A 24,840-nucleotide genomic window follows, 5' to 3' on the forward strand; every position below is an offset into this window, starting at 1 on the left:
GACTGGAGTCAGGCCCGGACCGGACGCGCACCCACGACCGGCGTCTCAGTCCCACGACCCGCGCGCCGGCGGCAGCTCCGCGATCTCCGCGAGATCCTCGTGCGAGAGCGGCACATCGGCCGCCGCGGCGTTCTCCGCCGCCCACCGCTCCCGCTTCGTCCCCGGCACCGGCACCACATGCGGCCCCTGCGCCAGCAGCCAGGCCAGGGCCACCTGCGCCGGGGTCACCTCGTCCCCGTGCCGCCGGGCGACCCGTCGCAGACCGGCCACGATCGGCTGGTTCGCGGCCATCATCTCCGCCGTGAACCGCGGGTGCCGGGCCCGCATATCGTCCGGTTCGAAGCCCTGCCCCGGGGTCAGCGTCCCGCTCAGGAAGCCGTTGCCGAGCGGCATCGCCGCCAGGAAGCCCACCCCGCGCGAGGCGCACCACGGCACCAGCGCCTCCAGGGCGTCGGGCGACCACACCGACAGCTCCGCCTGTACACAGCTCACCGGAAAGACCTGCTGGACCCGCTCCAACTGGCGCACCGTGGCGTCGTGCATCCGCGCGCCCGCCCTGCGCTGCGCCCGCGCACCCACGGCGCACAGCCCCAGCGCCCGCACCTTCCCGGCCGCGACCAGCTCCGCCATCGCGCCCCAGGTCTCCTCTATGGGCACCTCCGGGTCGGCCCGGTGCAGTTGGTAGAGGTCGATCACATCGGTCTGTAGCCGGCGCAGCGAGGCGTCGCAGGCCCGTTTCACATAGCCGGGCCGCCCGTTGGCCACGATGTGCTGCTCGCCCACCAGCAGTCCGCATTTGGTGGACACGAAGGCGTCCGCCCGCCGCTCCTTGAGCACCCGCCCCACCAGCAGTTCATTGGTGAAGGGGCCGTACATGTCGGCTGTGTCCAGCAGGCTCGTGCCCGAGTCGAGCGCGGTGTGCACGGCGCGCACCGAAGTCTCGCCACTGCGCTGCGAAGCGGTGTACGCCCAGCTCATCGGCATGCATCCCAGGCCGATCGCACCCACTTCGAGCGCCGCCGCTCCGATTCTCCTGCGCTTCACCTCGCCTGACCCCTCCCGTTCCCTCGGACCCCAAACTAACCTCTGCGGGCTGCCGGTGATCGCATAGCCTCCTGGCATGAGTGCAGATCACAGCGATACGTTCCGCCAGCACGATGCGACTCAGGGTTCATCCGAAGCGCGCGACCTGGTGTGGCTGCCCATCCCGCCCGAGGAGATCGACGGTCTCCCGGACACCCTCGAATACGCCCACTGGGACGGCGGCCCCGACTTCCCCACCGACCCGGCGCGCTGCGCGTTCTACTGCGTCCCGTACATGAAGCCGCCGCAGGTGTGCACCCGCCCGCTGTCGGCCATGACCAACGTACGGGTGGTGCAGACCCTCACCGCCGGAATAGACCACATCAAGCCCGCCCTGGCGGACCTCGCCCCCGGGGTGCGGCTGTGCAACGCACGCGGCGTGCACGACGCGAGCACCGCCGAGCTCGCCCTGACCCTCATCCTGGCCTCGCTGCGCGGTATTCCCGACTTCGTCCGGGGCCAGGACGCCGAGGAGTGGCGCTCCGGCTTCCGCCCCGCGCTCGCGGACAAGTCCGTACTGATCGTCGGCTACGGGGCCATCGGCAGCGCGATCGAGGACCGGCTTGTGCCCTTTGAGTGCGAGCGGGTGGCGCGCGTCGCGCGCTCCCCGCGCACGACCGAGCGCGGCCCGGTGCATCCGATCGACGAACTGCCCCAACTGCTTCCGGAGGCCGATGTGGTGGTGCTGGTGACCCCGCTCACCGAGGCCACCCGCGGCCTGGCCGGGGCGGAGTTCCTCTCGCGGATGAAGGACGGGGCGCTGCTGGTGAACGTCTCCCGTGGTGGGGTCGTGGACACCAAGGCCCTGCTCACCGAGGTGGAGTCGGGCCGGCTGCGGGCCGCGCTCGATGTGACCGACCCCGAACCACTGCCCGCCGGGCATCCGCTGTGGCACGCTCCAGGGGTGCTCATCTCCCCGCATGTGGGCGGTCCCACGTCGGCCTTCCTCCCGCGCGCCAAGCGGCTGTTGAGGGATCAGCTCAACCGCTACGCACGCGGCGAGTCGCTGGCACATCTCGTCGCCACGACGGGGTAGACATGCCTCTGGCACCACATACAGGCATCGATTGACTCCACTGCGTATATGCAACGCCGTAGTCGGTTACGGACCGTAGATGGCCTATGTCCCTGAGTGACCAGTCTGGTGTATCGTCCCGAGCGGGGGCTGCGCCACTGACCTGACGGCGTCAGCGATGGACCGGAACTCGAGGGGGGCGACGGGCGATGTATGGCCGATGGACCGACAACCCGACGCAGCTCAGGCGTCGACCGCGACACTTCCGCGCAGCCGCGCGGATCTCCAACTCGACGAGGCCCGCGGGGATACCGCTCCCGGGGTCTCCGCGGCGCCAGTGGTCCGCCACGCAGTGGATGGCAGTCCAGTGAGCGCCACGGGAGCGGTGCTCGCCAGGCCGTCGGTCTCCGGCGGCGGTGCCGGGCTGTTGCCGCAAGTGGTCCTCGCCCTGGTCTGCGGCGGTTATGCGGCGGGTGCGGTCCTCGGCTGGGGATCCTCCCGACTCGCCCTGGTCATGGGTGACTTCGGACTCAGCGCGGCAGCGCTCGCCGCCGCGGTGTCCTGTCTGTGGCACGGCCGACGGCACGGCGGGCGACTGCGCCCGGCCTGGCTGCTGTTCGCCGCCTCCTCGGCCATGGCCGCGCTGGGGAACGGCGTTTGGGGCTGGTACGAGGTGGTGCTCGGCGAATCCGTGCCGACGCCCTCGGCCGCCGACTTCTGCTTCCTGCTCTTCGCCCCGCCCGCCATCGTCGGGATGCTGGTGCTCGCCAAGCGCCCCACGAGCCGGGCCCGGTGGATCTGTCTGGGGCTGGACGCCTGGCTGATCGCCGGATCGCTGGTGACCCTCTCCTGGAGCCTCGCGCTCGCCCACACCGGGCAGTTCGGCGGGGACGGCGCCTCCGTGGCCCGCGGGGCCCTGGCGCTCGCCTATCCGCTGCTGGACATCGTGCTCGTGAGCATGGTGATCGTGCTCCACTTCCGGCGCTCGACCGGCAACCGCTCCGCGGTCAACACCGCGATCGCCGCCTTCGCGCTCACCGTGCTGTGCGACGCGCTGTTCACCTCACCGCTGCTGCGCGAGCACTACCGCTCCGGGCAGATACTCGACGCCGGGTGGTTCGCCGGTTCCGCGCTGCTGGCCTACGCCCCGTGGGTGGCCCGCCGCGAGGCCGCCCAGGACCCGCCGTCGGCGCGCCGCACCCCGCAGCAGAGCGTCCCCATCGCGGGCTCGCTCGCCGCACTCGCGCCGTATCTCGCCGCCGCCGTCTGCACCCTGGGGGTCCTGTTCAACGTGATGGACGGCCGCCCGATCGACGGGGTGGTGCTCTCCACCGCCTGCGCGGTCGTGCTCGCGCTCGTCGTCCGACAAGCGATCATGCTGATGGACAACATCAGGCTCACCCAGGAGCTCGCCGAGAAGGAGAACCACTTCCGCTCCCTGGTGCAGAGCTCCAGCGATGTGATCATGATCGCCGCGCCCACCGGAATCCTGCGCTACGTCAGCCCGGCCGCCACCGGGGTCTACGGCCGCGACGCGGACGAGATGGTCGGCTCCGAGCTGGCCTCCCTCATCCACCCCGAGGACCTCGGATCGGTGGTCCACGAGGTCCGCCGGTTCCTGGCCGCCGCACCGGGCGAGGAGCCCACGACACGCATCGAGTGCCGCTTCCGCTCCGGCTCCGGCGACTGGCTCAACGTGGAGTCCACGATCAACCGCCACCACGGCGGGCTGATCTTCAACAGCCGCGATGTCACCGAGCGGGTCCGGCTCCAGGCCCAGCTCCAGCACAACGCCGAGCACGACCCGCTCACCGATCTGCCCAACCGCGCCCTGTTCACCCGCCGGGTCCGGCACGCCGTCGGCGGCCGCCGCCGTACGGACGCCGGCACCGCCGTGTTCTACATCGACCTCGACGGCTTCAAGGCGGTCAACGACACCGTCGGCCACCACGCCGGTGACGAGTTGCTGGTCCAGGCCGCCCGCCGGCTCCAGGAGTCCGTGCGGTCCGGGTCCGGCGACTGCGCGGCCCGGCTCGGGGGCGACGAGTTCGCCGCCCTGATCATCGGCGACGGCGACGGCGCGGGGGACGCGGGCGCCCGCGAGCAGCGCATCATGGAGATCGCCGACCGGCTGCGGGTCCGGCTCTCCCAGCCCTACCGGGTCGAGGGCGGCACCGAGGTCCGCGTGGCCGCCAGCATCGGCGTCGCCTTCGCCGAGCCAGGCACCAGCCCCGGCGCCCTGATGCGCAACGCCGACCTGGCGATGTACCGCGCCAAGGCCGCGGGCAAGAACCGCGTCGAGCTGTACGCACCGCAGATGCAGGCCGAGGTGGCGCGCCGCGCCGAGGTCGCCACCAGACTCCGCGCCGCCCTGCACGACGGGGAGTTCGTGCTGCTGCACCAGCCCGTCGTCGAGCTGACCAGCGGCCGGATCACCGCCGTCGCGGCGCAGGCCCGCTGGCGCTCGGCCCAGGGCATCCTGTTCACCCCCGCCGAGTTCCTCCGGGTCGCCGACAACGGCCGTGGGGGCGGTGAGGACACGGCCCGTACCGCCGAGCTGTCCCGCTGGATGCTGGAGGCGGCCGTCGAGCAGGCCGCCAAGCGGCGCCGTGACGGCCATCCGGTCCCGGTCTGCGTACGGCTCCCCGCGAGCCGGCTGGTGGACAAGTCGCTGCCGCCCAAGGCCGTGGAGACCCTGCTGGCCCGCCATGGGCTGCCGTCCGGCGCGCTGATCCTGGAGCTGACCGACAGCGATCCACGGGTGCCGCTCGACGAGCTGGAGCACCGTCTCGGCGCGCTGCGCCGCCTGGGGGTGCGGATCGCCCTCGACGGCTTCGGCAGCGGCTATGCAGCGATCAGGGCGCTGCGCAGGCTCCCCATCGATGTGCTGAAACTGGACCCCGGGCTGGTCGAGGGAGTGGTCGAGTCCTCACGGCTCCACAAGATCACCGCTGGGCTGCTGAGGATCGCCGGAGATCTCGGAATGCAGTCCATCGCCGAGGGGGTGGAGTTGCCCGAGCAGATCGTCACCCTGCGCGGTATGGGATGCACCCACGCCCAAGGGGCGGCCTTCAGCGGACCGCTGGACGAGCACCGGCTGCGCCGGGCCCTGCTGCGCGGCGGCTATCCCGTCCCGCGCTCGGAGCCGCCGCTGCTGGTCGGCGGCGCCCTGCCGATCCGGCACGGCGGTCACATCGGGCATGGCGGCTCCCATGGGCCGCGCCGTACGGAGCCGCACACCCACCCGCCGACCCGCTCAAATACTGAGACGCCCGTCCCACCCACTTGACACCCGATGTGCGCCGGGGGGAGGGTCGGAGCCATGCGCACCCGAATTCTCGTACTTGGACAGCGCGTCGGCTGAGCAGGGCTGGTTGAAGCCCTGCGGACCCTCACCGGCGCGCTCCCCTCGCTTGCCTTACGGCACGAGGGGTTTTTTGTTGCACCGGCACCCGGTGCACCGCCCGCCCTCACCCTCCCGCACCGAACCTCATTTCGAGAAGAGAATGCCGATGACCGAGCAGGCCCCCGGGTCCCATCACCCCCAGCCTCGGCCCCGTAGCGGCGGACCGCAGTCCGCCCCCGTCGAGCACGTCACGGGCGCGCAGTCCCTCATCCGTTCCCTCGAGGAAGTGGGTGCCGACACCGTCTTCGGCATCCCCGGTGGCGCGATCCTCCCCGCCTATGACCCGATGATGGACTCCTCGAAGGTGCGGCACGTGCTCGTCCGCCATGAGCAGGGCGCGGGCCACGCCGCCACCGGTTACGCCCAGGCCACCGGCAAGGTCGGCGTCTGCATGGCCACCTCGGGCCCCGGCGCCACCAACCTGGTCACCCCCATCGCCGACGCCCATATGGACTCGGTCCCGATCGTCGCGATCACCGGTCAGGTGGCCTCCAAGGCCATCGGCACGGACGCCTTCCAGGAGGCGGACATCTGCGGCATCACCATGCCGATCACCAAGCACAACTTCCTGGTCACCAAGGCCGAGGACATCCCGCGCACGATCGCCGAGGCGTTCCACATCGCCTCCACCGGCCGCCCCGGCCCGGTGCTGGTCGACATCGCCAAGGACGCGCTCCAGGCGCAGACCACCTTCTCCTGGCCGGCGCAGACCGATCTGCCCGGCTACCGCCCGGTCACCAAGCCGCACGCCAAGCAGATCCGCGAGGCCGCCCGTCTGATCACCCAGGCCGAGCGCCCGGTGCTGTACGTCGGCGGCGGCGTGATCAAGGCCGGGGCCACCGCCGAGCTGAAGGTCCTGGCCGAGCTGACCGGCGCGCCGGTCACCACCACTCTGATGGCGCTGGGCTCCTTCCCCGACAGCCACCACCTCCACCTGGGCATGCCGGGCATGCACGGCACCGTCGCCGCCGTGACCGCCCTCCAGAAGGCCGATCTGATCGTGGCGCTCGGAGCCCGCTTCGACGACCGCGTCACCGGCAAGCTGGACTCCTTCGCCCCCTACGCCAAGATCGTCCACGCGGATATCGACCCCGCCGAGATCGGTAAGAACCGGGTCGCCGACGTGCCCATCGTCGGAGACGCCCGCGAGGTCGTCGCGGACCTGGTCGTCGCCGTCCAGGCCGAGCACGACGCGGGCCGCGCCGGTGACTACACCGGCTGGTGGGAGGATCTGAACCGGTGGCGGGAGACCTACCCGCTCGGCTACGACCAGCCCGCCGACGGCAGCCTCTCCCCGCAGCAGGTCATCCAGCGGATCGGGCAGCTCGCCCCGGAGGGCACGATCTTCGCCGCGGGCGTCGGCCAGCACCAGATGTGGGCGGCCCACTTCATCGACTACGACACCCCCGCCACCTGGCTGAACTCGGGCGGCGCCGGCACCATGGGCTACGCCGTCCCGGCCGCCATGGGCGCCAAGGCCGGCGCCGAGGGCCGTACGGTCTGGGCGATCGACGGTGACGGCTGCTTCCAGATGACCAACCAGGAGCTGGTCACCTGCGCGCTGAACAACATCCCGATCAAGGTCGCGATCATCAACAACGGCGCGCTGGGCATGGTCCGCCAGTGGCAGACCCTCTTCTACAACCAGCGCTACTCCAACACGGTCCTGCACTCCGGCCCCGACGCCCCCGCGCAAGCGAACACGGGCACCCGCGTCCCCGACTTCGTGAAGCTCTCCGAGGCCATGGGCTGCGTCGGACTGCGCTGCGAGGACCCGGCCGACCTCGACGCCGTGATCGAGAAGGCCAACGCGATCAACGACCGCCCGGTGGTCGTGGACTTCATCGTCCATGAGGACGCCATGGTCTGGCCGATGGTCGCGGCCGGCACCTCCAACGACGAGATCCTGGCGGCGCGCGACACCCGCCCGGACTTCGGCGACGGCGCAGACGACTGAGACCAGGACCGAGAGAAGAAGAGAGACCGAGCCCATGTCCAAGCACACGCTCTCCGTCCTGGTGGAGAACACCCCCGGCATCCTCGCCCGGATCGCCGCCCTGTTCTCCCGCCGCGGCTTCAATATCGACTCGCTGGCCGTCGGCGTCACCGAGCACCCCGACATCTCCCGGATCACCATCGTGGTCAATGTCGAGGAGCTGCCGCTGGAGCAGGTCACCAAGCAGCTCAACAAGCTGGTCAATGTGCTGAAGATCGTCGAGCTGGAGGACGGCCAGGCGATTCAGCGGGAGCTGGTCCTGGTGAAGGTCCGCGCCGACAACGAGACCCGCTCCCAGATCGTCGAGATCGTCCAGTTGTTCCGCGCCAAGACCGTGGACGTCTCCCCGGAGGCCGTGACCATCGAGGCCACCGGCAGCAGCGACAAGCTCGAGGCCATGCTCAAGATGCTGGAACCGTACGGCATCAAGGAGCTGGTCCAGTCCGGCACCATCGCCATAGGGCGTGGCGCCCGCTCCATCACCGACCGGAGCCTGCGCGCGCTCGACCGGTCCGCCTGACCCGCCCCACCAGCGGGGATCATGGTCCGGCGGGTACCGCGCGCCGGACCGTATGGCGAGACCCCGAAACCTTCACCCGCCCGCCCGTCATACGGTGGGAAGCACAACCCACACGCTAGGAGATTCCCGAAGTGGCCGAGCTGTTCTACGACGACGACGCCGACCTGTCCATCATCCAGGGCCGTAAGGTCGCAATCCTCGGCTACGGCAGCCAGGGGCACGCCCACGCGCTGTCGCTGCGCGACTCGGGCGTCGATGTCCGGGTCGGTCTGCACGAGGGCTCCAAGTCCAAGGCGAAGGCCGAGGAGCAGGGCCTGCGCGTGGTCACCCCCGCCGAGGCGTCCGCCGAGGCCGACGTGATCATGATCCTGGTCCCGGACCCGATCCAGGCGAAGGTCTACGAGGAGTCCGTGAAGGACAACCTGAAGGACGGCGACGCGCTGTTCTTCGGGCACGGTCTCAACATCCGCTTCGACTTCATCAAGCCCCCGGCCAATGTGGACGTCTGCATGGTCGCCCCCAAGGGCCCGGGCCACCTGGTCCGCCGCCAGTACGAGGAGGGCCGCGGCGTGCCGTGTATCGCGGCCGTCGAGCAGGACGCCACCGGAAACGGCTTCGAGCTGGCCCTGTCGTACGCCAAGGGCATCGGCGGCACCCGCGCCGGCGTCATCAAGACCACCTTCACCGAGGAGACCGAGACCGACCTCTTCGGTGAGCAGGCGGTTCTGTGCGGCGGCACCTCGGCGCTGGTCAAGGCCGGTTTCGAGACCCTGGTCGAGGCCGGGTACCAGCCGGAGATCGCGTACTTCGAGTGCCTCCACGAGCTCAAGCTGATCGTGGACCTCATGTACGAGGGCGGCCTGGAGAAGATGCGCTGGTCGATCTCCGAGACCGCCGAGTGGGGTGACTACGTCTCCGGTCCGCGGATCATCAACGACTCCACCAAGGCCGAGATGAAGAAGCTCCTCGGTGAGATCCAGGACGGCACCTTCGCCAAGAACTGGATGGCGGAGTACAACGCCGGTCTGCCGAAGTACAACGAGCTGAAGAAGGCCGACGAGAACCACCTGCTGGAGACCACCGGCAAGGAGCTGCGCAAGCTCATGAGCTGGGTGGACGAAGAGGCGTAACCGCGCCTGGTGGCGCGGCGGCCGTGCCCCGGGTGCGGCGGGGGTTCGTTGAACCCCCGCCGCACCCGGTTCGCGCTTTGTCCACCGCGCACCACCACGTGCGGGTGATCCTGCCGCAACGGCACATGACGTAGGCCCGACCGCCACTACACTCAACAACAGCAAGCGCGTCAGGCTCACAGCGTCGTGCGTCTTCCACGCGGCTGACCCCTTCACCGCCAGCGGCCGTCGGGACGGCCGTCCGCTGAGGACTAGTGAGGACTGAAGACCACGTGAGCACTGCTTCCACTGGTAAACCTGTCGTACTCATCGCCGAAGAGCTCTCGCCGGCGACGGTCGACGCCCTGGGCCCGGACTTCGAGATCCGGCACTGCAACGGGGCCGACCGAGCCGAGCTCCTTCCCGCCATCGCCGGTGTGGACGCGATCCTCGTCCGCAGCGCGACCAAGGTCGACGCCGAGGCCATCGCCGCGGCGAAGAAGCTGAAGGTGGTCGCTCGCGCGGGCGTCGGCCTGGACAATGTGGACGTCTCGGCCGCCACCAAGGCCGGCGTCATGGTCGTCAACGCGCCGACGTCCAACATCGTCACCGCCGCCGAGCTCGCCTGCGGTCTGCTGGTGGCCACGGCCCGCAACATCCCGCAGGCCAGTGCCGCGCTGAAGAACGGCGAGTGGAAGCGCAGCAAGTACACCGGTGTGGAGCTGAGCGAGAAGACCCTCGGCGTCGTCGGCCTCGGCCGCATCGGCGTCCTGGTGGCCCAGCGGATGTCCGCCTTCGGCATGAAGGTCGTCGCGTACGACCCGTATGTGCAGCCCGCGCGGGCCGCGCAGATGGGCGTGAAGCTGCTCTCGATGGACGAGCTGCTCGAGGTCTCCGACTTCATCACCGTCCACCTCCCCAAGACCCCCGAGACGGTCGGCCTGATCGGCGACGAGGCGCTGCACAAGGTCAAGCCGGAGGTCCGGATCGTCAACGCCGCGCGCGGCGGGATCGTGGACGAGGTGGCACTGGCCGCCGCCCTCAAGGAGGGCCGGGTCGCCGGGGCCGGGCTGGATGTCTTCTCCCAGGAGCCGTGCACCGAGTCCCCGCTGTTCGAGTTCGACAATGTGGTGGTCACCCCGCATCTGGGCGCCTCCACCGGTGAGGCCCAGGAGAAGGCGGGCATCGCGGTCGCCCGCTCGGTGCGGCTGGCGCTGGCCGGCGAGCTGGTCCCGGACGCGGTGAACGTCCAGGGTGGCGTCATCGCCGAGGACGTACGCCCCGGGCTGCCGCTGGCCGAGAAGCTGGGGCGGATCTTCACCGCGCTCGCGGGCGAGGTCGCGGTCCGGCTCGATGTCGAGGTGTACGGCGAGATCACCCAGCATGACGTCAAGGTGCTGGAGCTGTCGGCGCTCAAGGGCGTCTTCGAGGACATCGTCGACGAGACCGTGTCGTATGTGAACGCGCCGCTGTTCGCGCAGGAGCGCGGTGTCGAGGTGCGGCTGACCACCAGCTCCGAGTCGAGCGAGCACCGCAATGTGGTGACCGTGCGCGGCACCCTGTCGGACGGCGAGGAGGTCTCGATCTCCGGCACGCTGGCCGGTCATAAGCACCAGCAGAAGATCGTCGCGGTCGGGGAGTACGACGTGGATCTGGCGCTCGCCGACCACATGGCCTTCCTCCGCTACACCGACCGCCCGGGTGTGGTCGGCACGCTCGGCCGCATCCTGGGCGAGGCGGGTATCAACATCGCCGGGATGCAGGTTTCGCGGGCGGCGGTGGGCGGTGCCGCACTGGTGGCGCTCACGGTGGACGACACCATTCCGCAGCCCGTGCTCACCGAGATCGCCGAGGAGATCGGCGCCACCTCGGCCCGCTCGGTCAATCTGGTCTGAGCCGCGTAGGCAGTTCACCCATCCGGGCCCGGTCCCCGCTTCGGCGGGGGCCGGGCCCGGATGCGTTGTGCGCCCCTGGCGGCAGGGCCTGCCGGAGGGGTTCCGGATCTTTTTCATCACGTGTTGAATAATGCGGGTCGGCTCGCTACGCTCATCGCTATGTGGAGAAAATTTCTCCACATAGCTTTCGTATGCGCTGTCAGGAGAGCCCCGTGTCCGCAGACACCGACGCCGACGCCCTTGCCGACGTCCCGCCCATGCGCGCCGACGCGCGGCGCAACCGGGAGCAGATCCTGCGCGCCGCCCGCGAGGTCTTCGCCGATCAGGGGCCCGATGCCCCGCTGGATGAGATAGCCCGGCGCGCCGGGGTCGGCATCGCGACCCTCTACCGCCGGTTTCCGCACCGCGACGATCTGCACCGAGGAGTCGCCATCGAGGTGCTGACCGCGCTGGTCGAGGCCGGGAGCCGGGCCGCCGCCGAGGAGGACGACGCCCAGCTCGCGCTGCGCCGCTTTATGCACGCCGCCCTCGATCTCAAGATCGGCTCAGTGATGCCCGCGCTCCTGGGCCGCTTCACCGTCGACGAGATCCTCGACGGCGTCCCCGGCGATGTCGTCGACCCGATCGACGCGCTGCTGCTGCGCGCCCAGGCCCAGGGGCTGGTCCGGTCCGATGTCGTCTTCGGTGACATCACGATGATGATCATGCGGCTGTCGCGGCCGCTGCCCGGCGGTGGCCGGTTCGCCGCCGATGACGCCCTCGCCCATCGCCAACTGGACATCTATATCGACGGGTTGCGCCCCACCGGCTCCCCGCGGCCCACCACCCCGCTCGGCGGCCCGGCCGTCGACGTGGCGGCCTTCAAACGCCTCCGGCAGCGAGTGATCGACGACGCCCGCGAAGCCCACTCCGAAGCCCGCGCCGACGACACCGGCCACTCCGACGACACCGGCCACTCCGACGATTCCGGCGAATCCGCCGCCGACTGATCTCCCGCTCCGCTCGCCTTCCGCAAGACCAGAAAGGCATGGTCATGTCCCAGCCCTCAAAGAGGCCACCCGAGGCGAATCCCCGGCGCTGGCTCGCACTCGTCTTCATCGGCCTGGCCCAGCTCATGATCGTTCTCGACATCACCATCGTGAACATCGCCCTGCCATCGGCCCAGAAGGACCTCGGCATCTCCGATGGCGACCGGCAGTGGGTCATCACCGCCTACACTCTGGCGTTCGGCAGTCTGCTGCTGCTCGGTGGCCGGATCGCGGACTACACCGGCCGTAAGCGCACCTTCCTCATCGGCCTGGTGGGGTTCGCCGGGGCCTCCGCGCTCGGCGGCGCCGCCTCCGGGTTCGAGATGCTGCTCTCGGCCCGCGCCCTCCAGGGCGCGTTCGCCGCGCTGCTCGCCCCCTCCGCGCTGTCGCTGCTCGCGGTGAACTTCACCGAGCCCCGTGAGCGCGCCAAGGCGTTCGGTATCTTCGGCGCGATCGCGGCGGGCGGCGGTGCGATCGGGCTGGTCGTCGGCGGACTGCTGACCGAGTACCTGGACTGGCGCTGGTGCCTGTACGTCAATGTGCCGATCGCCGTCGCCGCCGCCGTGAGCTGGTCCGTACTGCCCGCCGACACCCGCGCCGAGGGCCGGGCCCGCTTCGACATCCCCGGTGTGCTGCTGGCGGTGTGCGGGCTGGTGGCCGTGGTCTACGGATGCAGCGAGGCCGAGTCCGAGGGCTGGGGCTCCCGGCTGGTGACCGGGCTGCTCATCCTGGGCGCGGTGCTGCTCGTCGCCTTCGTCCTGGTGGAGCGGAGCGTGGCGCGCCCGCTGCTGCCGCCGCGTGTGGTGGCGGACCGCACCCGGGGCAGTGCCTATCTGGCGGTCGGCCTCTCGGTGGTCGGCATGTTCGCGATGTTCCTCTTCCTCACGTACTACATGCAGCTCGTCAAGGGGTACTCGGCGCTGCTCACCGGTGTGGCGTTCCTGCCGATGAGCGGGGCGGTGCTGGTCGGCGCGGGCGGTGTGGCCTCCCGCCTGATCCCCAAGGTGCCGCCGCGCCTGCTGGTGGCGCCCGGTCTGCTGATCGCGGCCACCGGTGTCGCGCTGCTGGTGCCCCTGGAGGCCGACAGCTCGTACGCGGCGGGGGTGCTGCCCGCCGAGCTGCTGGTCGGCTTCGGCATGGGCCTGGTGATGGCGCCCTCGATGAACTACGCGACCCATGGGGTGGGGGAGGGGGACGCGGGCGTCGCCTCCGCCGCCGTCAACACCGCCCAGCAGATCGGCGGTTCGATCGGCACGGCGATGCTCAACACCATCGCCACCAGCGCGACCTCCGACTACCTGGCCTCGCATGCCACGCGGATGGCACCGCGGACCGCCGAGGCAACCGCCAAGGCGGGTCTGGTGGAGGGCTTCTCGCACGCCTTCGTCGTCTCCTCCTCGATTCTCGTGGGCGCCGCGGTGGTCATCGCGCTGCTGATGAACACCCCGCGCCCGGTACGGGAGCCGGGTGCCGAGGGCGCCACCCCGCTGCCCGCGCATATGGGCTGACGGCGCCTCGCCTCGCCGCCCGGAGGCCCTTCGCTCCACCGCCGGAGCGCAGGGCCTCCGGCGGTGGTGGATCAGGGGGCCGGGTCGGGGCGCGGGGCGCGGGCGGCCAGCGCCAGCAGCTCGTCCACCGACCACTGGTCATAGGCGTGTTCGCCGTGCTTTGCGGCGATGACGCGGCCATCCCCGCCGATCAGGAAGTCCGCGGGCAGCCCCAGCCTGCCCCCGGGCTGGCTGGGCGCGGGCAGTTTCTCCCGGCCGCGGAGGACCGCCCACGTGCCGGTCAGCAGCGCCCGCGCGATCGGCCCCCAGGCGCGCGGGCTGAGCAGGGCCCTGGGCGCCTGCTCCACCCCGAACTCCCGGTACAGCCGCTTCCCGGGGTCGGCGACAACGGCGAACGGCAGCTCGTCCGTATGGTTCCGCAGCTCCTCGGCGGGAGAGTGGAAGACCACCACCTCCCGGACTCCGGCCGCCTCGATCTCCTGATGGCGCCGCACGATCGACCGCAGATGGAGATTGCAGACGGGGCATCCGGCGAAGCGCCGGAACTGAAGGTGGATCAGCCGGCCGGGGTCGGGGACGGCGACGTCCGGGCCGGTCACGGGGGTGAGGGTACGGGCGGCGACGACGGAACCGGGCTCCATGGGAGCCCCCTTTCGTAGGCGTACGTCATACGCTTACCAGCGTAAGCGTATGCCGTACGCTGTCAACCGCCATGCCACGTCCCCGCTCCCTCACCCCCGATCAGCTCGCCTCGGCCGCCCTCGCCGTCCTCGACCGCGAGGGGCTCGCCGGGCTCTCGATGCGTGCCGTCGCCAAGGAACTCGGGATGAGCACGATGGCGCTCTATCGCTATGTCGACGATCGCGAGGAGCTCGAAGGGCTGGTGGTCGAGCGTGTCCTCGGCGCCGTCGACACCACACCGCCGGAGCGCGGGGTCCCCTGGGACGAACGGCTCCGGATCATGGTCGGGCGGCTGCGCGAGACGATCATCGCCCACCCCGCGGCCCTCCCGTTGACCCTCACCCACCGGCACCGTTCCCCCAGCGGACTGCGCTGGTCGGAGGCGGCGCTGGCGATCCTCACCGAGGCGGGCCTGGACGGCGAACGGCGGGTCCTCGCGCTGCGCGCCCTGCTCGGCTATGTGATCGGGGCGATCCAGCTCGAACACCTCGGGCCGCTGTCCGGCGCGGGCACGGTCGCGATCGCCGAGCTGCCGTCCGACGCGTTCCCGTATATGGCCGAAACGGCGCGCCAGGCGCGGAGCGTGGGGGTGGAGCGGGAGTTCTTCGGGGGGCTGGAGGTGTTTCTGCGCGGGCTGGGGGCGTAGTCGCTCGGGTCAACGGTGAGAGCCACCCCCACCTGTGTGGGTGGCGTCTCCGGCGTTCCTGCCCGCTACTCTTGGTCACGCGGCCAGAATCCCGTCCATGGGAGGAACCATGACTGCTGAACCGCTTCCGGCCTGGGCTTTTCCGCCCCCGGGCGGATTCACCGCAGACGATCTTGACCGCATGCCGGAGCTCCCGCCGCACACTGAGCTGATCGACGGGAGCCTCGTCTTCGTGAGCCCGCAGAAGCATTTTCATTCGCTGGCCATGTACTTGCTGGAGAAGGGGCTCCGGGCATCGGTGCCCGAGTCGCTCCGGGTCTGTCGCGAGATGACCATCGCCCTCGACAAGCGCAACCGGCCTGAGCCCGACATCTCCATCCTGCGCGCGGAGGCCGTATCGGCGGAGGCGGACGAGACGGGCTATGACGCGGCCGATGCCGTGCTCGCGGTGGAGGTCGTGGCGCCGGAGTCCGAGGACCGTGACCGCAAGCGCAAGCCGCAGCTCTACGCCGAGGCGGGGATCCGGCACTTCTGGCTGGTCGAGAAGGGCGAGGGGCGCCGTCCGGTGGTCCATGTCTTCGAACTGGACCCGGTGACCCGCACCTACGTGCCCACCAACATCCACCATGACCGACTGAAGGTTTCGGTCCCGTTCACCCTCGACATCGACCTCACCGAGATCGACCACCTGTGACCGAGGTGGGTAGGCGTCGATGGCGGGGTCGTTGAAGAACCGTGTGGCGCCCGGCAGTTCGCCCGCGACGGCCCGCGGTGTGTGGGCCGCGCCGATCAGGAAGGCCACGGCGAGCCCGGCCGCCGCTAACGCTCTGGTGGTGATGCGCACGGTGCGTCACCCTCTCGCGTGGGGCTGCTCGGCCCTCGGGCGGCCGTGGCGTCCGGCCGCCGTCTCCTGGTTGCCGCCGGGCGGGAGATGGTTGCCGCCGTATTCGATACGGATTCGACGCGTACGGCCGTGACGGGCCGTGCGTAACGGTCAACTCGCCCCGCGCGGAACGCCGGCGGGGACCCCACGTCGGTGAGGTCCCCTCCGGCCGTGCCATGGCTCAGCGAACCGGCGTCGCCCCCTCGCTCGCCGTCTCGCCGCGCACGGCCATCTCGTCCGCGTCGGTCGAGAGCACATCCCCGCCCCCGGCCGCGGGCCCCGTGGTCCCCACCCGACGCAGCGTCACCAGGGCCAGCACCGCGGCCGCCACCAGGACCACCGCCCCGGCCCCGCACGCGATCCGCATCCCGTGGGTGAACGCCTCGCGCGCCGCGTCCAGCAAGTGCTCCCCAGCCCGCCCCTTCAGCCTTCCCGCCACCGCGACGGCGGCGCCCAGCGTCTCGTGCACCTGGCCGAGCGCGCCGCCGGGCAGTCCGCTGGGCAGTCCGCCGGCCGGCGAGTCCTTGACGTCGCTCCGGTAGACGGCGGTGCCGACGCTGCCGAGCACCGCCATGCCCATCGCCCCGCCGAACTCCTGGCCCGTCTCCAGCAGCGCGGCCGCCGAACCGGCCCGCTTCGGCGGGACGGTGCCGATCGCCAGGTCGGTGACCAGCGACATCACCATGACGATCCCGCTGGACAGGACGGCGGCGCCGATCAGCACCGTCCACAGCGCGTCCGGGCCGGCCAGCGCCAGAATCCCGTAGCCGATGGCCCCGGTCACGAAGCCGGCGCCGATCACCTGGGCCCGGTCGGCGCCGCGCTGGACCGCTGCGGCGGCCGCCGGTCCGGCGACGCCGACGCAGATGGACGGGGCCAGGCTCCACAGCGCCGCCTCCAGCGGGCCCTTGCCGAGCACCGACTGGAGATACTGGGTGGTGAAGTAGGCCGAGCCCATCACGGCGAAGGTGGCCAGCGCGTTGAGGGCGATGGACGGGCCGAAGCCGCGGTGGTGGAACAGCTCCGGGCTGATCATGGCGTCGCGGCGGGTGCGCTGACGCCGTATGAAGACGGCGCCGATGGTGAGACCGGCCACGATGCACAGCAGCGGGATCGGGCTGACGCCGTTGTCTGCGGCGATCTTCTTCAGTCCGTAGATCACCGGAAGCACGGCGGCCAACGACAGCGGCACGCTGGGCAGATCGAACGCCCCGGGCTTCGGGTCCTTGAACTCCGGTACCAGCAGCGGCACCAGCGCCAGCAGCAGCACCATCGCCGGGACGTTGATCAGGAAGACCGAGCCCCACCAGAAGTGCTCGATCATCACCCCGCTCAGCACCGAGCCCAGCGCGATACCGCCGGCCATGGCCGACGACCAGATCGCGATCGCCTTGGCCCGCTGCTTCTCGTCGAGGAAGAGATTGCGGATCAGCGCCATCGTCGACGGCATCAGCGTCGCACCGCCGATCCCGAGCACCGCCCGTGCGGCGATGAGCATCTCGGCGCTCTGCGCGTACGCCGCGGCGACCGAGGCGGCGCCGAAGGCCGCGGCCCCGAACAGCAGCAGCTTCCGCCGTCCGAAGCGGTCGCCCAGCGCTCCCATGGTGATGAGCAGCCCGGCCAGGGCGAAGGCGTAGATGTCGAAGATCCATAGCTGCTGGGTGGAACTGGGGTGCAGCTCCCGGCTGATGGCCGGCACCGCGAAGTACAGCACCGACACATCCATGGAGACCAGGAGGAGCGGAAGCATCAGGACCACGAAGGCGGTCCATTCCCTGCGCCCGGCGCGCGGTCCGGCGGAGATCGAGGTCGAGGTCATGGCGGTGAATATACGAGCGTCTTAAACAAGTGTCTAGTACGTCTGTGTAAAACGCATGTCTAGGACGGCCGTATGGGATCGGGATACCCTGGCGCCATGGGACATCGAGAGGATCTGCTGGCCGGGGCCAAGCGCTGCATCGAGGAGAAGGGCTGGTCCCGTACGACGGCGCGGGACATCGTGGCCGCCTCGGGCGCCAACCTGGCCTCCATCGGCTATCACTACGGCTCCAAGGACGCCCTGATGCGGGAGGCGCTCTTCGCGGCGATGGGCGACTGGGCCGATGACGTCCAGCGGTCCCTGGAGGCGGACGACCCGGCCGGCGGCGATCAGGACGGCGAGCTGCGGGAGCGGTTCGAGACCCGCTGGACCCGGGTGCTCGAACTGTTCGGCAAGCACCAGGCGATGTGGCAGTCCCAGTTGGAGGCCATCCTCCAGGTCCGAAACGACCCCGAGCTGCGGGCGGCCTTCGGCCGGGCCCAACCGGAGGGGCGCCAGGGGCTGGTGGGGCTGATCCACGGCATCGACGAGCGCGATGTCGACGAGGAGACCTCGCGGGTCATGGGCTCGTTCTATATGACGCTGGTGAGCGGGATGGTCGTCCAGATGGCCATCGACCCCGACCTCATGCCCAGCGCCCAGGACCTCGTCGAGGCGATGCGGCGGATCATCGGCGACGCCCCCGCGGCGCCCGACGCACTCCCGGCGCCCGACGCCCCCGGCGCTCCCGCGGCCCCCGCGGGCTGAGGGGGCTCAGCGCCGCGGGGGACACGGGAGCGTCCGCGAAGATTCGCTGACCGATTTCCCGGCCACGGTCGTTCAGTGGGCCCACTCCACCTTGAACACCCACACATGCTCGCCCGCCCTGCGTGCCGCCTCCGGGACGTCGATCACCAGCGCGTCTCCGGAGGTGCGCCAGGTCAGCGGGCGCCGGTACCCCAGCATCGTCACCTTGTCCCCGGCCCGTATCGGTACCGGTGCCTCGACGGTGAGCTTGGCGCCGGGCTCGGCCAGGGAGTGGATGTAGAACGCCTTGTTCTGCCGGACGGTGAAGCGCAGGTCCTCGCCGAGCTGCGCCATCCGGGACCAGTAGGTCGTCTCGTATATCGCCTCGCCGTTGACCTCGAGCCACCGACCGGTCTCGCGCAGCCGGGTCTGCATGATCTCCGCGATGGTGCCGTCCGCCCGCGGGCCGATGTCCAGGAGGAAGTTGCCGTTCTTGGAGACGATGTCGACGAGGCTGTGCACGATCTCTTCGGTGGTCATGTACCGGTCGTCGGGGGTCTGCGCGTTGTAGCCGTAGCTGAAGGGGTCGAGGCCGCGGCTGGACTCCCACTTGGCGACGACCGTGTTGTCGTACGTCGTGTACTCGGGCGTCGTGAAGTCGTGGAACGGGATGCCCGCGCGGTTGTTGACGGCGACCTCGCGCGGCCTCGGCCGGTTCTTGCCGTGGTTGAAGTACTCGGACAGGACGTTCAGGCTGTCGTTCGGGCCGCCGATGTCGCACCACAGCAGCTCGGGGTCGTAGCCGCCCTGGATCAGCTCGAGCATCTGCTTGGCCTGGTAGTCCTTCACGAAGTCCTTGCCGGAGGCGTATCCGGTGTACGGCACGGGCTCCAGGGTGTACGGATTGCGCGGCGGGTACAGGTCGCCCTTCCACGGCAGGTCCGGGTTGAACCACTCGGGCATCGAGAAGTACAGGGCGCGGTGCAGTTCGGGCGTGTAGCGGCGCGACGCGTCGAACAGCTCCTTGATCAGGTCCCGCTTCGGGCCCATCTTCACCGAGTTGCGGTCGGAGACCTTGGTGTCCCAGAGGGCGAAGCCCTCATGATGCTTGGACGTCAGGACGTGGTAGCGGGCACCCGCGTCGCGGAACAGCTCCACCCATGCGCGCGGGTCGAACTTCTTGGCCGTGAACATCGGGATGAAGTCGTCGTAGGCGAAGTCCTCGCCGTAGGTGTCGCGGTGGTGGGCGTGGGTGGGGTTGTCCTTGTCCTGCATATGGCGCCAGTACCACTCGGCGTACTGCTTGCCGACGGGCGCCCAGGCGGGCACCGAATAGACGCCCCAGTGGATGAAGATGCCGAACTTCGCACCGTGGAACCAGTGGGGCGCCTGATGCGTGGCCAGCGAGTCCGCGGTCGGCCGGTAGTCGGGCACCCCGAGGGTCAGGCTTCGGCCGGTGTCGGCCACCGTCCGGCCGCCCCCCTTGGCGACGATCCGGCCCTCCTGCCGCGTGCCGGGCGCGACCCCGACGCGATTGCGGATGCCGATACGGACCCTGGCCTGCTCGCCGGGATCCAGGCGGGTGACCGGGGCGGCACTCACGGTGCGGGCGCCGGGGACGTCGACCGCGATGGATACCGCGTCGGCCGCCAGCAGGGTGACCGTGCCCGCGTTGACCACCGTCGCCTCGACGCTCTGGGCGCCGTTCGACTCCAGGAGCGAGACGGTGGAGCGGGCGTCGCGCAGAGTCAACGCCCGGCCCTGTGCGGCGGGTTGCAGGGTGAGCGCGAAGAGGTGCAGAGCGGGCTTCTTCGGCTCGGGCCTGCTGGTGGTCGGCAGGGTGATCGCGACGGCCTCGCGGCGCGGGTCGAGCCAGAGCTCGGCCACGCCGATGCCGACGGGGTGCTGGTCCTTCGTGCCGTCCGGCTTGTAGCGGTAGGCGGCGGTGAGGGCGGCGGCGCCCGCGTACCAGTCGGGTCCGCCGAGGCTCGCGGTCGTGGTGGATCCGTCGGCGTAGTGCGCGGTGGCCGTGCCCGCGGCGGAACCGTAGCTGCCCGCGGCGAGGAAGAGGGCGGAGAGATAGCGGCCCTTGGGCAGGTCCACGCGCTGGCCGAGGGCGACGACGTTGTTCTTGGCGCCGGCCGCGGATGACGGGAAGTCGTAGGGGATGCCGTCGACCGTGATCCGTCCGGCGGGAAGCTCCTCGCCGGGGAGGGTGTACCCGGCCCCGTCGAAGTTCCCGCCCCGCGCGGCGGCGGTGTCGATGCCGTCGTTGTCGAACCACTGCTCGAGGGGGACGGGGACGGGCGCGGGCACGGTGCCCCAGTGGCCGCCTTCCCCTTCCGGCTCGCTCCGTTCGGGAAGCGCGGACGCGGGGGCGGCCTCCGCCGCGGAGGCCGGGATGAGCGTGGCTCCTACGGCCGCCCCCGCCGTTGCGCCGATGAGTCCGAGTGCCTGACGTCTGGGGAGCCGGGCCCCAGAGGTCACAGAGGTCCCAAAAGGCCCGCAAGGCTCAGAATGTTCAGGATGCTCGGTCATGACATCCGATGATTGAGGTGTGCTGAGGACCTGTCAATACTGCGCAACGGCCGTACGAACAGCAGAGATTGGTAGATACCGACCTCTTGCTGGAAGCGTGAGCTATGCATTACACCGATGTCTAGCCACCGGCCATCGGATGACCCAAGGGAGCCTCCATGGAGGACGACGGACGCCTGCACGCCGACCGACGGATGATCCTGCTCGGCGGGGCGGCTGCCCTGACCGGACTCGCGGTCGCCCGACCCGCCGCCGCCGACAGCTCCGTGAGCGCCTCCGCGGCCGGCGGGCGCCGACTGCCGTTCCTGCTCGACATGGTGCAGAGCAACCCGGGCGAGCCGGCTGCCGAGAGCCGCTTCGACGACCCGCGCCTGCTGGCCGACTACGGATACGACGGGCAGGTCGTCAACGAGTTCCGTCCGCCGCACACCGCCGTCACCTTCGACTCCGTCGACCCACGGATCTTCCCGCCCGGTTCCGACGGCCGCGCCTGGGTCGAGGCCACCGCCCGCCATATCGACGAACGCATCTCCCGCGCCCACGCCGCCGGTCTCGCCGCGTACTACTTCACCGACATCATCATGCTGCCCAAGCGCCTCGTGGAGCTGCACGGTGACCGGCTCCTCGACGGCTCGGGCCGCATCGACCTCGCCAGGCCGTTCGCCCAGGAGGTCCACCGCCTGATGCTCCGTGAGGTCTTCGCCCGTTTCCCCGGGCTGGACGGACTCGTCGTCCGCACGGGCGAGACCTACCTCCAGAACGTCCCGTACCACACCGGCAACAACCCCATCCTGCACGGTGCCGACAGCCACTTGACGCTGCTGGGCATCCTGCGCGACGAGGTCTGCGAACGCGCCGGCAAGCGTGTGTTCTACCGCACCTGGTCCACCGGCGACGACAAACTCACCGCCGACCCGGACTACTACCGCGGCGTCACCGACCGGGTGCCGGTCCACGACAATCTGCTGTTCTCCATCAAGCACACCTCACGTGACTTCTGGCGCACGGTCCCCTTCAACCCCACCATCGGCGTCGGCCGCCACCGCCAGATCGTCGAGGTTCAGTGCCAGCGCGAGTACGAGGGCAAGGGCGCGTGCCCCGACTATGTGCTCGACGGTGTCATCAACGGCTTCGAGGAGTTCCGCGGCGCCCCCGGCCCCACCGGCCTCGCCCACGTCGCCGCCAACCCGATCGTCTCGGGAGTCTGGACCTGGTCCCGCGGGGGCGGCTGGCGCGGCCCCTACATCGGCAACGAGCTGTGGTGCGACCTCAACACCTGGGTCGCGGCCCGCTGGACCCGCGACACCGGCCGCACCGAGGCCGATGTCTTCGCCGAGTACGCCGCCCGCGCCGGCCTGCGCGGCGCCGCCGTCGGCCGCTTCCGCCGCCTCGCCCTGCTCTCCGCCGCCGGAACCCTGCGCGGCCACTACAGCACCGTGTACCCCCTCTCCCGGCTCACCTGGACCCGTGATCAGTTCCTCGGCGGCTCCGACAAGGACCTCACGGCCGATTTCGGCCGGATCCATGCCGCCGGGCTCGTCGAGAAGGTCCTGGAGGAGAAGGCGCGTGCCGCCCACGCCTGGGCCCAGATCACCCGCCTCGCCGACACGATTCCGCTGCGCGACCGGGAAGACCGCGCCTACCTCCGCGTCTCCACCCGCTACGGCCGGTGCCTGTACGACGTCATCCACCACGGCTGGCAGGTCATGCTCCGCGGCTTCGTGGGCGACACCACCGGCGCCTACGACACCCGCGCCATGGCCCGCCATCTGTACGCCTACGACGCCGCCTGGGCACGCTGGCACGACCTCGCCCGCGACCCCGGCTGCGCCACCCTCTACCAGCCGCTGGGCTTCGGGGCCAAGAACGCCGACGGGCTCTACGACGCCGACCCGAACCACGGCATGAAGCCGTCCGTGGACCGCTACCGGGCCCTGCTCGGGGCGTAGGGCCGCCGCAGCGGTACCGGCTGTGTGCCGCAGCCGACACTGACCGTCTGCCGCAGCGGTACCGGCTGTGTGCCGCAGCCAATACCGGCTGCCCCCGCAGTACCGGCTGTCTGCCGCAGCCGACACCGGCTGTCTGCCGCACAGCGGCACCGACTGCCCCCGCAGCGGGACCGGCCGTCCGCAGCAGCGAGCACCGGCCGCCCGCCGCAGCCGACACCGGCCGTCTGTCCCAGCGGCACCGGCCGTCCGCCTCCGGCCGTCCGCCTCCGGCCGTCCGCCTCCGTCCTGGTGAGGCTGCCGGGCCGGACCGGGCCCGACCCGTCCCCGACCTCCATGGGAGTACCCGTGATCCGTCGTATGCCCGCCCTCCGCGCCCGCACCTGGGCCGCCTTCCTGAGCGCGGCCCTGCTGACCGTGTTCGCCGTCTCCGGCGGCCCCGCCGCCGGAGCGTCGGGCCATCCGCCGAGGCAGCACTGGGTAGGCGGCTGGGCGGCCGCCGCCGGGCCGCCCGGCACCTCCGGCCCCTCCGCCACCGGCTTCACCGACCGCACCCTGCGCCTCGTCGTCCATGTGGGTGCGGGCGGCAGCGCGCTGCGCATCCGGCTCTCCAACGAGTACGGCACCACCCCGCTCGACATCGGTGCCGCCACCGTCGCCACCCGCGGCGCCGGTGCGGCCGCCGCCCCGGGAACCCGGCACACCGTCACCTTCGGCGGCCTCCCCGCCACCACCGTCCCGGCCGGTGCCCGCACCGTCAGCGACCCCGTCGGCCTGACCACCGAGCCCGACACCGACCTGCTCGTCAGTCTGCACCTGCCCGGCCCGACCGGCCCCGCCACCTATCACGGCTGGGCCAAGCAGACCAGCTACGTCTCCACCGCGGGCGACCACACCGCCGACGACACGGCCGCCGCCTACCCGACGACCACCACCTCCTGGTTCTACCTCCAGGGCGTCGACGTCTCCACGCGCGACGCGGGCGGCACGGTCGTCGCCTTCGGGGACTCCATCACCGAGGGCGGGCTCACCGCCAACGACTCCAACCGCCGCTGGACGGACGACCTCTCCCGCCGCCTGGCGAAGCTGCCGCGCGGCCACCGCCCCACCGTCGTCAACGCCGGTATCGGCGGCAACCGGATCCTCACACCGGGCGGCTACAACGGGTCCGGCAGCATCAACCTCGGCGACAGCGCCCAGGCGCGCTTCGGCCGCGACGCCCTGGAACAGCCCGGCGTCCGCGCCGTCATCTTCCTCGAGGGCACCAACGACCTCGGCGGCCTGCACGGCCCCCATCCGGGCGAGCAACTGACCGCCGCGCACCTCACCGCCGGGATCTCCGCCCTCGCCGCCCGGGCCCACGCCGCCGGTCTGCGCTTCCACTGCGGCACCATCACGCCCAACGGCAAGCTCGGCGAGGTCGGCGAGGAGATCCGCGAACAGGTCAACACCTGGCTGCGCGGCACATCCGTATGCGACGGCGTGATCGACTTCGACCGCGCGTTGCGCGACCCCGCCGACCCGCACCACCTGCTGCCCGCCTACGACGCCGGTGACGGAGTGCACCCCACGGACGCCGGTCTGAAGGCCATGGCCGACACCGTCGACCTCCGCCTGCTCACCGGTGATCTCTCCTGACAGGGGGAGATCCTGGAGTCCTGGAGGGACTCAGCGCCGAGGCGCCCCGAGACGGGCGGCCTTGAGGGTCATGTGCAGCAGCAGCCGGTCCTCGCCCGCGTCCAGGTCGAGACCGGTGAGCTGCCGCACCCGGGACAGCCGGTAGTAGAGCGTCTGCCGGTGGATGCCCAGCCGCGCGGCGGTGCGCCCGGCCTGGCCCGCGCAGTCGAGGAAGGTCTCGGCGGTGCGGGCGAGTTCGGCGTGGGCGGGCTCCAGCAGCGGGCGTACGGCGGCGTCGGGCCGCACCGCGGGCAGCGCGGCCAGCAGACGGTACGGGCCGATGGCGGACCACTCCGCGACCGGCCCCAGCCGCGTATCGGCGTGGGCCGCCCGCGCCGCGGCCAGGGCCTCCTGCCAGGCGGCG

18 protein-coding genes are annotated in these 24,840 nt (G+C 71.0%); 13 read left to right on the forward strand and 5 right to left on the reverse strand.

Annotated elements, in window-relative coordinates:
* Nucleotides 1-45: 45 nt before the first annotated feature.
* The gene (locus KN815_RS26250; protein ID WP_216344389.1) at nucleotides 46-1,044 is read right to left on the reverse strand and encodes an aldo/keto reductase; all 999 of its coding nucleotides are present in this window, start codon (nucleotides 1,042-1,044) and stop codon (nucleotides 46-48) included.
* A 148-nt stretch (nucleotides 1,045-1,192) separates the two neighbouring features.
* On the opposite strand from KN815_RS26250, the gene KN815_RS26255 reads away from it, so the two are divergent.
* From KN815_RS26255 to KN815_RS26290, 8 genes are all read left to right on the forward strand, one after another.
* Nucleotides 1,193-2,119, forward strand: coding sequence for a 2-hydroxyacid dehydrogenase (locus KN815_RS26255; protein ID WP_216344403.1), 927 nt, complete (start codon nucleotides 1,193-1,195; stop codon nucleotides 2,117-2,119).
* A 346-nt stretch (nucleotides 2,120-2,465) separates the two neighbouring features.
* Nucleotides 2,466-5,387, forward strand: coding sequence for a putative bifunctional diguanylate cyclase/phosphodiesterase (locus KN815_RS26260; protein WP_216344390.1), 2,922 nt, complete (start codon nucleotides 2,466-2,468; stop codon nucleotides 5,385-5,387).
* A gap of 223 nt (nucleotides 5,388-5,610) precedes the next feature.
* A complete protein-coding gene (locus KN815_RS26265; RefSeq protein ID WP_216344391.1) occupies nucleotides 5,611-7,461 on the forward strand; it encodes an acetolactate synthase large subunit in 1,851 nt (616 codons plus the stop codon).
* A gap of 34 nt (nucleotides 7,462-7,495) precedes the next feature.
* Nucleotides 7,496-8,020, forward strand: a complete 525-nt coding sequence (gene ilvN, locus KN815_RS26270; protein WP_191065556.1) for an acetolactate synthase small subunit — start codon at nucleotides 7,496-7,498, stop codon at nucleotides 8,018-8,020.
* Nucleotides 8,021-8,151: 131 nt separating this feature from the next.
* The gene (gene ilvC, locus KN815_RS26275) at nucleotides 8,152-9,150 is read left to right on the forward strand and encodes a ketol-acid reductoisomerase (protein WP_059144139.1); all 999 of its coding nucleotides are present in this window, start codon (nucleotides 8,152-8,154) and stop codon (nucleotides 9,148-9,150) included.
* A gap of 272 nt (nucleotides 9,151-9,422) precedes the next feature.
* Nucleotides 9,423-11,024, forward strand: coding sequence for a phosphoglycerate dehydrogenase (gene serA / locus KN815_RS26280; protein ID WP_216344392.1), 1,602 nt, complete (start codon nucleotides 9,423-9,425; stop codon nucleotides 11,022-11,024).
* Nucleotides 11,025-11,236: 212 nt separating this feature from the next.
* The gene (locus tag KN815_RS26285) at nucleotides 11,237-12,013 is read left to right on the forward strand and encodes a TetR/AcrR family transcriptional regulator (protein ID WP_216344393.1); all 777 of its coding nucleotides are present in this window, start codon (nucleotides 11,237-11,239) and stop codon (nucleotides 12,011-12,013) included.
* 44 nt (nucleotides 12,014-12,057) lie between these two features.
* On the forward strand, nucleotides 12,058-13,560 hold the full coding sequence (locus tag KN815_RS26290; RefSeq protein WP_216344394.1) for an MFS transporter: 1,503 nt from the start codon (nucleotides 12,058-12,060) through the stop codon (nucleotides 13,558-13,560).
* A 71-nt stretch (nucleotides 13,561-13,631) separates the two neighbouring features.
* Here KN815_RS26290 and KN815_RS26295 read toward each other — a convergent pair whose 3' ends face one another.
* Nucleotides 13,632-14,201 carry a peroxiredoxin-like family protein gene (locus tag KN815_RS26295; protein ID WP_216344395.1) on the reverse strand — a complete coding sequence of 190 codons (570 nt, stop codon included), beginning with the start codon at nucleotides 14,199-14,201 and terminating at the stop codon, nucleotides 13,632-13,634.
* Between the two features lie 71 nt (nucleotides 14,202-14,272).
* Between KN815_RS26295 and KN815_RS26300 the strand changes: the two genes are divergently transcribed.
* A complete protein-coding gene (locus tag KN815_RS26300) occupies nucleotides 14,273-14,887 on the forward strand; it encodes a TetR/AcrR family transcriptional regulator (RefSeq protein WP_216344396.1) in 615 nt (204 codons plus the stop codon).
* Nucleotides 14,888-14,996: 109 nt separating this feature from the next.
* Nucleotides 14,997-15,581, forward strand: a complete 585-nt coding sequence (locus KN815_RS26305; RefSeq protein WP_216344397.1) for a Uma2 family endonuclease — start codon at nucleotides 14,997-14,999, stop codon at nucleotides 15,579-15,581.
* A 370-nt stretch (nucleotides 15,582-15,951) separates the two neighbouring features.
* Here the strand turns inward: KN815_RS26305 and KN815_RS26310 are convergent, their stop codons facing one another.
* Nucleotides 15,952-17,589: an MFS transporter gene (locus tag KN815_RS26310; protein ID WP_216344398.1), complete on the reverse strand. Its 1,638-nt coding sequence runs from the start codon at nucleotides 17,587-17,589 to the stop codon at nucleotides 15,952-15,954.
* A 96-nt stretch (nucleotides 17,590-17,685) separates the two neighbouring features.
* Here KN815_RS26310 and KN815_RS26315 point away from each other — a divergent pair, with 96 nt between their 5' ends.
* Nucleotides 17,686-18,336, forward strand: a complete 651-nt coding sequence (locus tag KN815_RS26315; protein ID WP_216344399.1) for a TetR/AcrR family transcriptional regulator — start codon at nucleotides 17,686-17,688, stop codon at nucleotides 18,334-18,336.
* 72 nt (nucleotides 18,337-18,408) lie between these two features.
* Here the strand turns inward: KN815_RS26315 and KN815_RS26320 are convergent, their stop codons facing one another.
* Nucleotides 18,409-20,757, reverse strand: coding sequence for an alpha-L-fucosidase (locus KN815_RS26320; RefSeq protein WP_372458481.1), 2,349 nt, complete (start codon nucleotides 20,755-20,757; stop codon nucleotides 18,409-18,411).
* 254 nt (nucleotides 20,758-21,011) lie between these two features.
* Between KN815_RS26320 and KN815_RS26325 the strand changes: the two genes are divergently transcribed.
* Nucleotides 21,012-22,802 (forward strand): hypothetical protein, encoded by a 1,791-nt coding sequence (locus KN815_RS26325; protein ID WP_253209255.1) that lies wholly within the window; start codon nucleotides 21,012-21,014, stop codon nucleotides 22,800-22,802.
* 345 nt (nucleotides 22,803-23,147) lie between these two features.
* Nucleotides 23,148-24,437 (forward strand): GDSL-type esterase/lipase family protein, encoded by a 1,290-nt coding sequence (locus tag KN815_RS26330; RefSeq protein ID WP_216344401.1) that lies wholly within the window; start codon nucleotides 23,148-23,150, stop codon nucleotides 24,435-24,437.
* A gap of 30 nt (nucleotides 24,438-24,467) precedes the next feature.
* Here the strand turns inward: KN815_RS26330 and KN815_RS26335 are convergent.
* Nucleotides 24,468-24,840 (reverse strand): PucR family transcriptional regulator (locus tag KN815_RS26335; RefSeq protein ID WP_216344402.1); only part of this gene is annotated, 373 nt, incomplete at its 5' end.

The organism is Streptomyces niphimycinicus (assembly GCF_018883605.1).
Taxonomy (GTDB): Bacteria; Actinomycetota; Actinomycetes; order Streptomycetales; family Streptomycetaceae; genus Streptomyces; species Streptomyces niphimycinicus.

What these genes read in the sequence shown, in the direction of transcription:
- KN815_RS26305 (WP_216344397.1), top strand. Translation starts at nt 14,997, where the DNA reads ATGACTGCTGAACCGCTTCCGGCCTGGGCTTTTCCGCCCCCGGGCGGA.
- KN815_RS26290 (WP_216344394.1), top strand. Translation starts at nt 12,058, where the DNA reads ATGTCCCAGCCCTCAAAGAGGCCACCCGAGGCGAATCCCCGGCGCTGG.
- KN815_RS26315 (WP_216344399.1), top strand. Translation starts at nt 17,686, where the DNA reads ATGGGACATCGAGAGGATCTGCTGGCCGGGGCCAAGCGCTGCATCGAG.
- KN815_RS26265 (WP_216344391.1), top strand. Translation starts at nt 5,611, where the DNA reads ATGACCGAGCAGGCCCCCGGGTCCCATCACCCCCAGCCTCGGCCCCGT.
- KN815_RS26295 (WP_216344395.1), bottom strand. Translation starts at nt 14,201, where the DNA reads ATGGAGCCCGGTTCCGTCGTCGCCGCCCGTACCCTCACCCCCGTGACC.
- KN815_RS26325 (WP_253209255.1), top strand. Translation starts at nt 21,012, where the DNA reads ATGGAGGACGACGGACGCCTGCACGCCGACCGACGGATGATCCTGCTC.
- ilvN (WP_191065556.1), top strand. Translation starts at nt 7,496, where the DNA reads ATGTCCAAGCACACGCTCTCCGTCCTGGTGGAGAACACCCCCGGCATC.
- KN815_RS26310 (WP_216344398.1), bottom strand. Translation starts at nt 17,589, where the DNA reads ATGACCTCGACCTCGATCTCCGCCGGACCGCGCGCCGGGCGCAGGGAA.
- KN815_RS26300 (WP_216344396.1), top strand. Translation starts at nt 14,273, where the DNA reads ATGCCACGTCCCCGCTCCCTCACCCCCGATCAGCTCGCCTCGGCCGCC.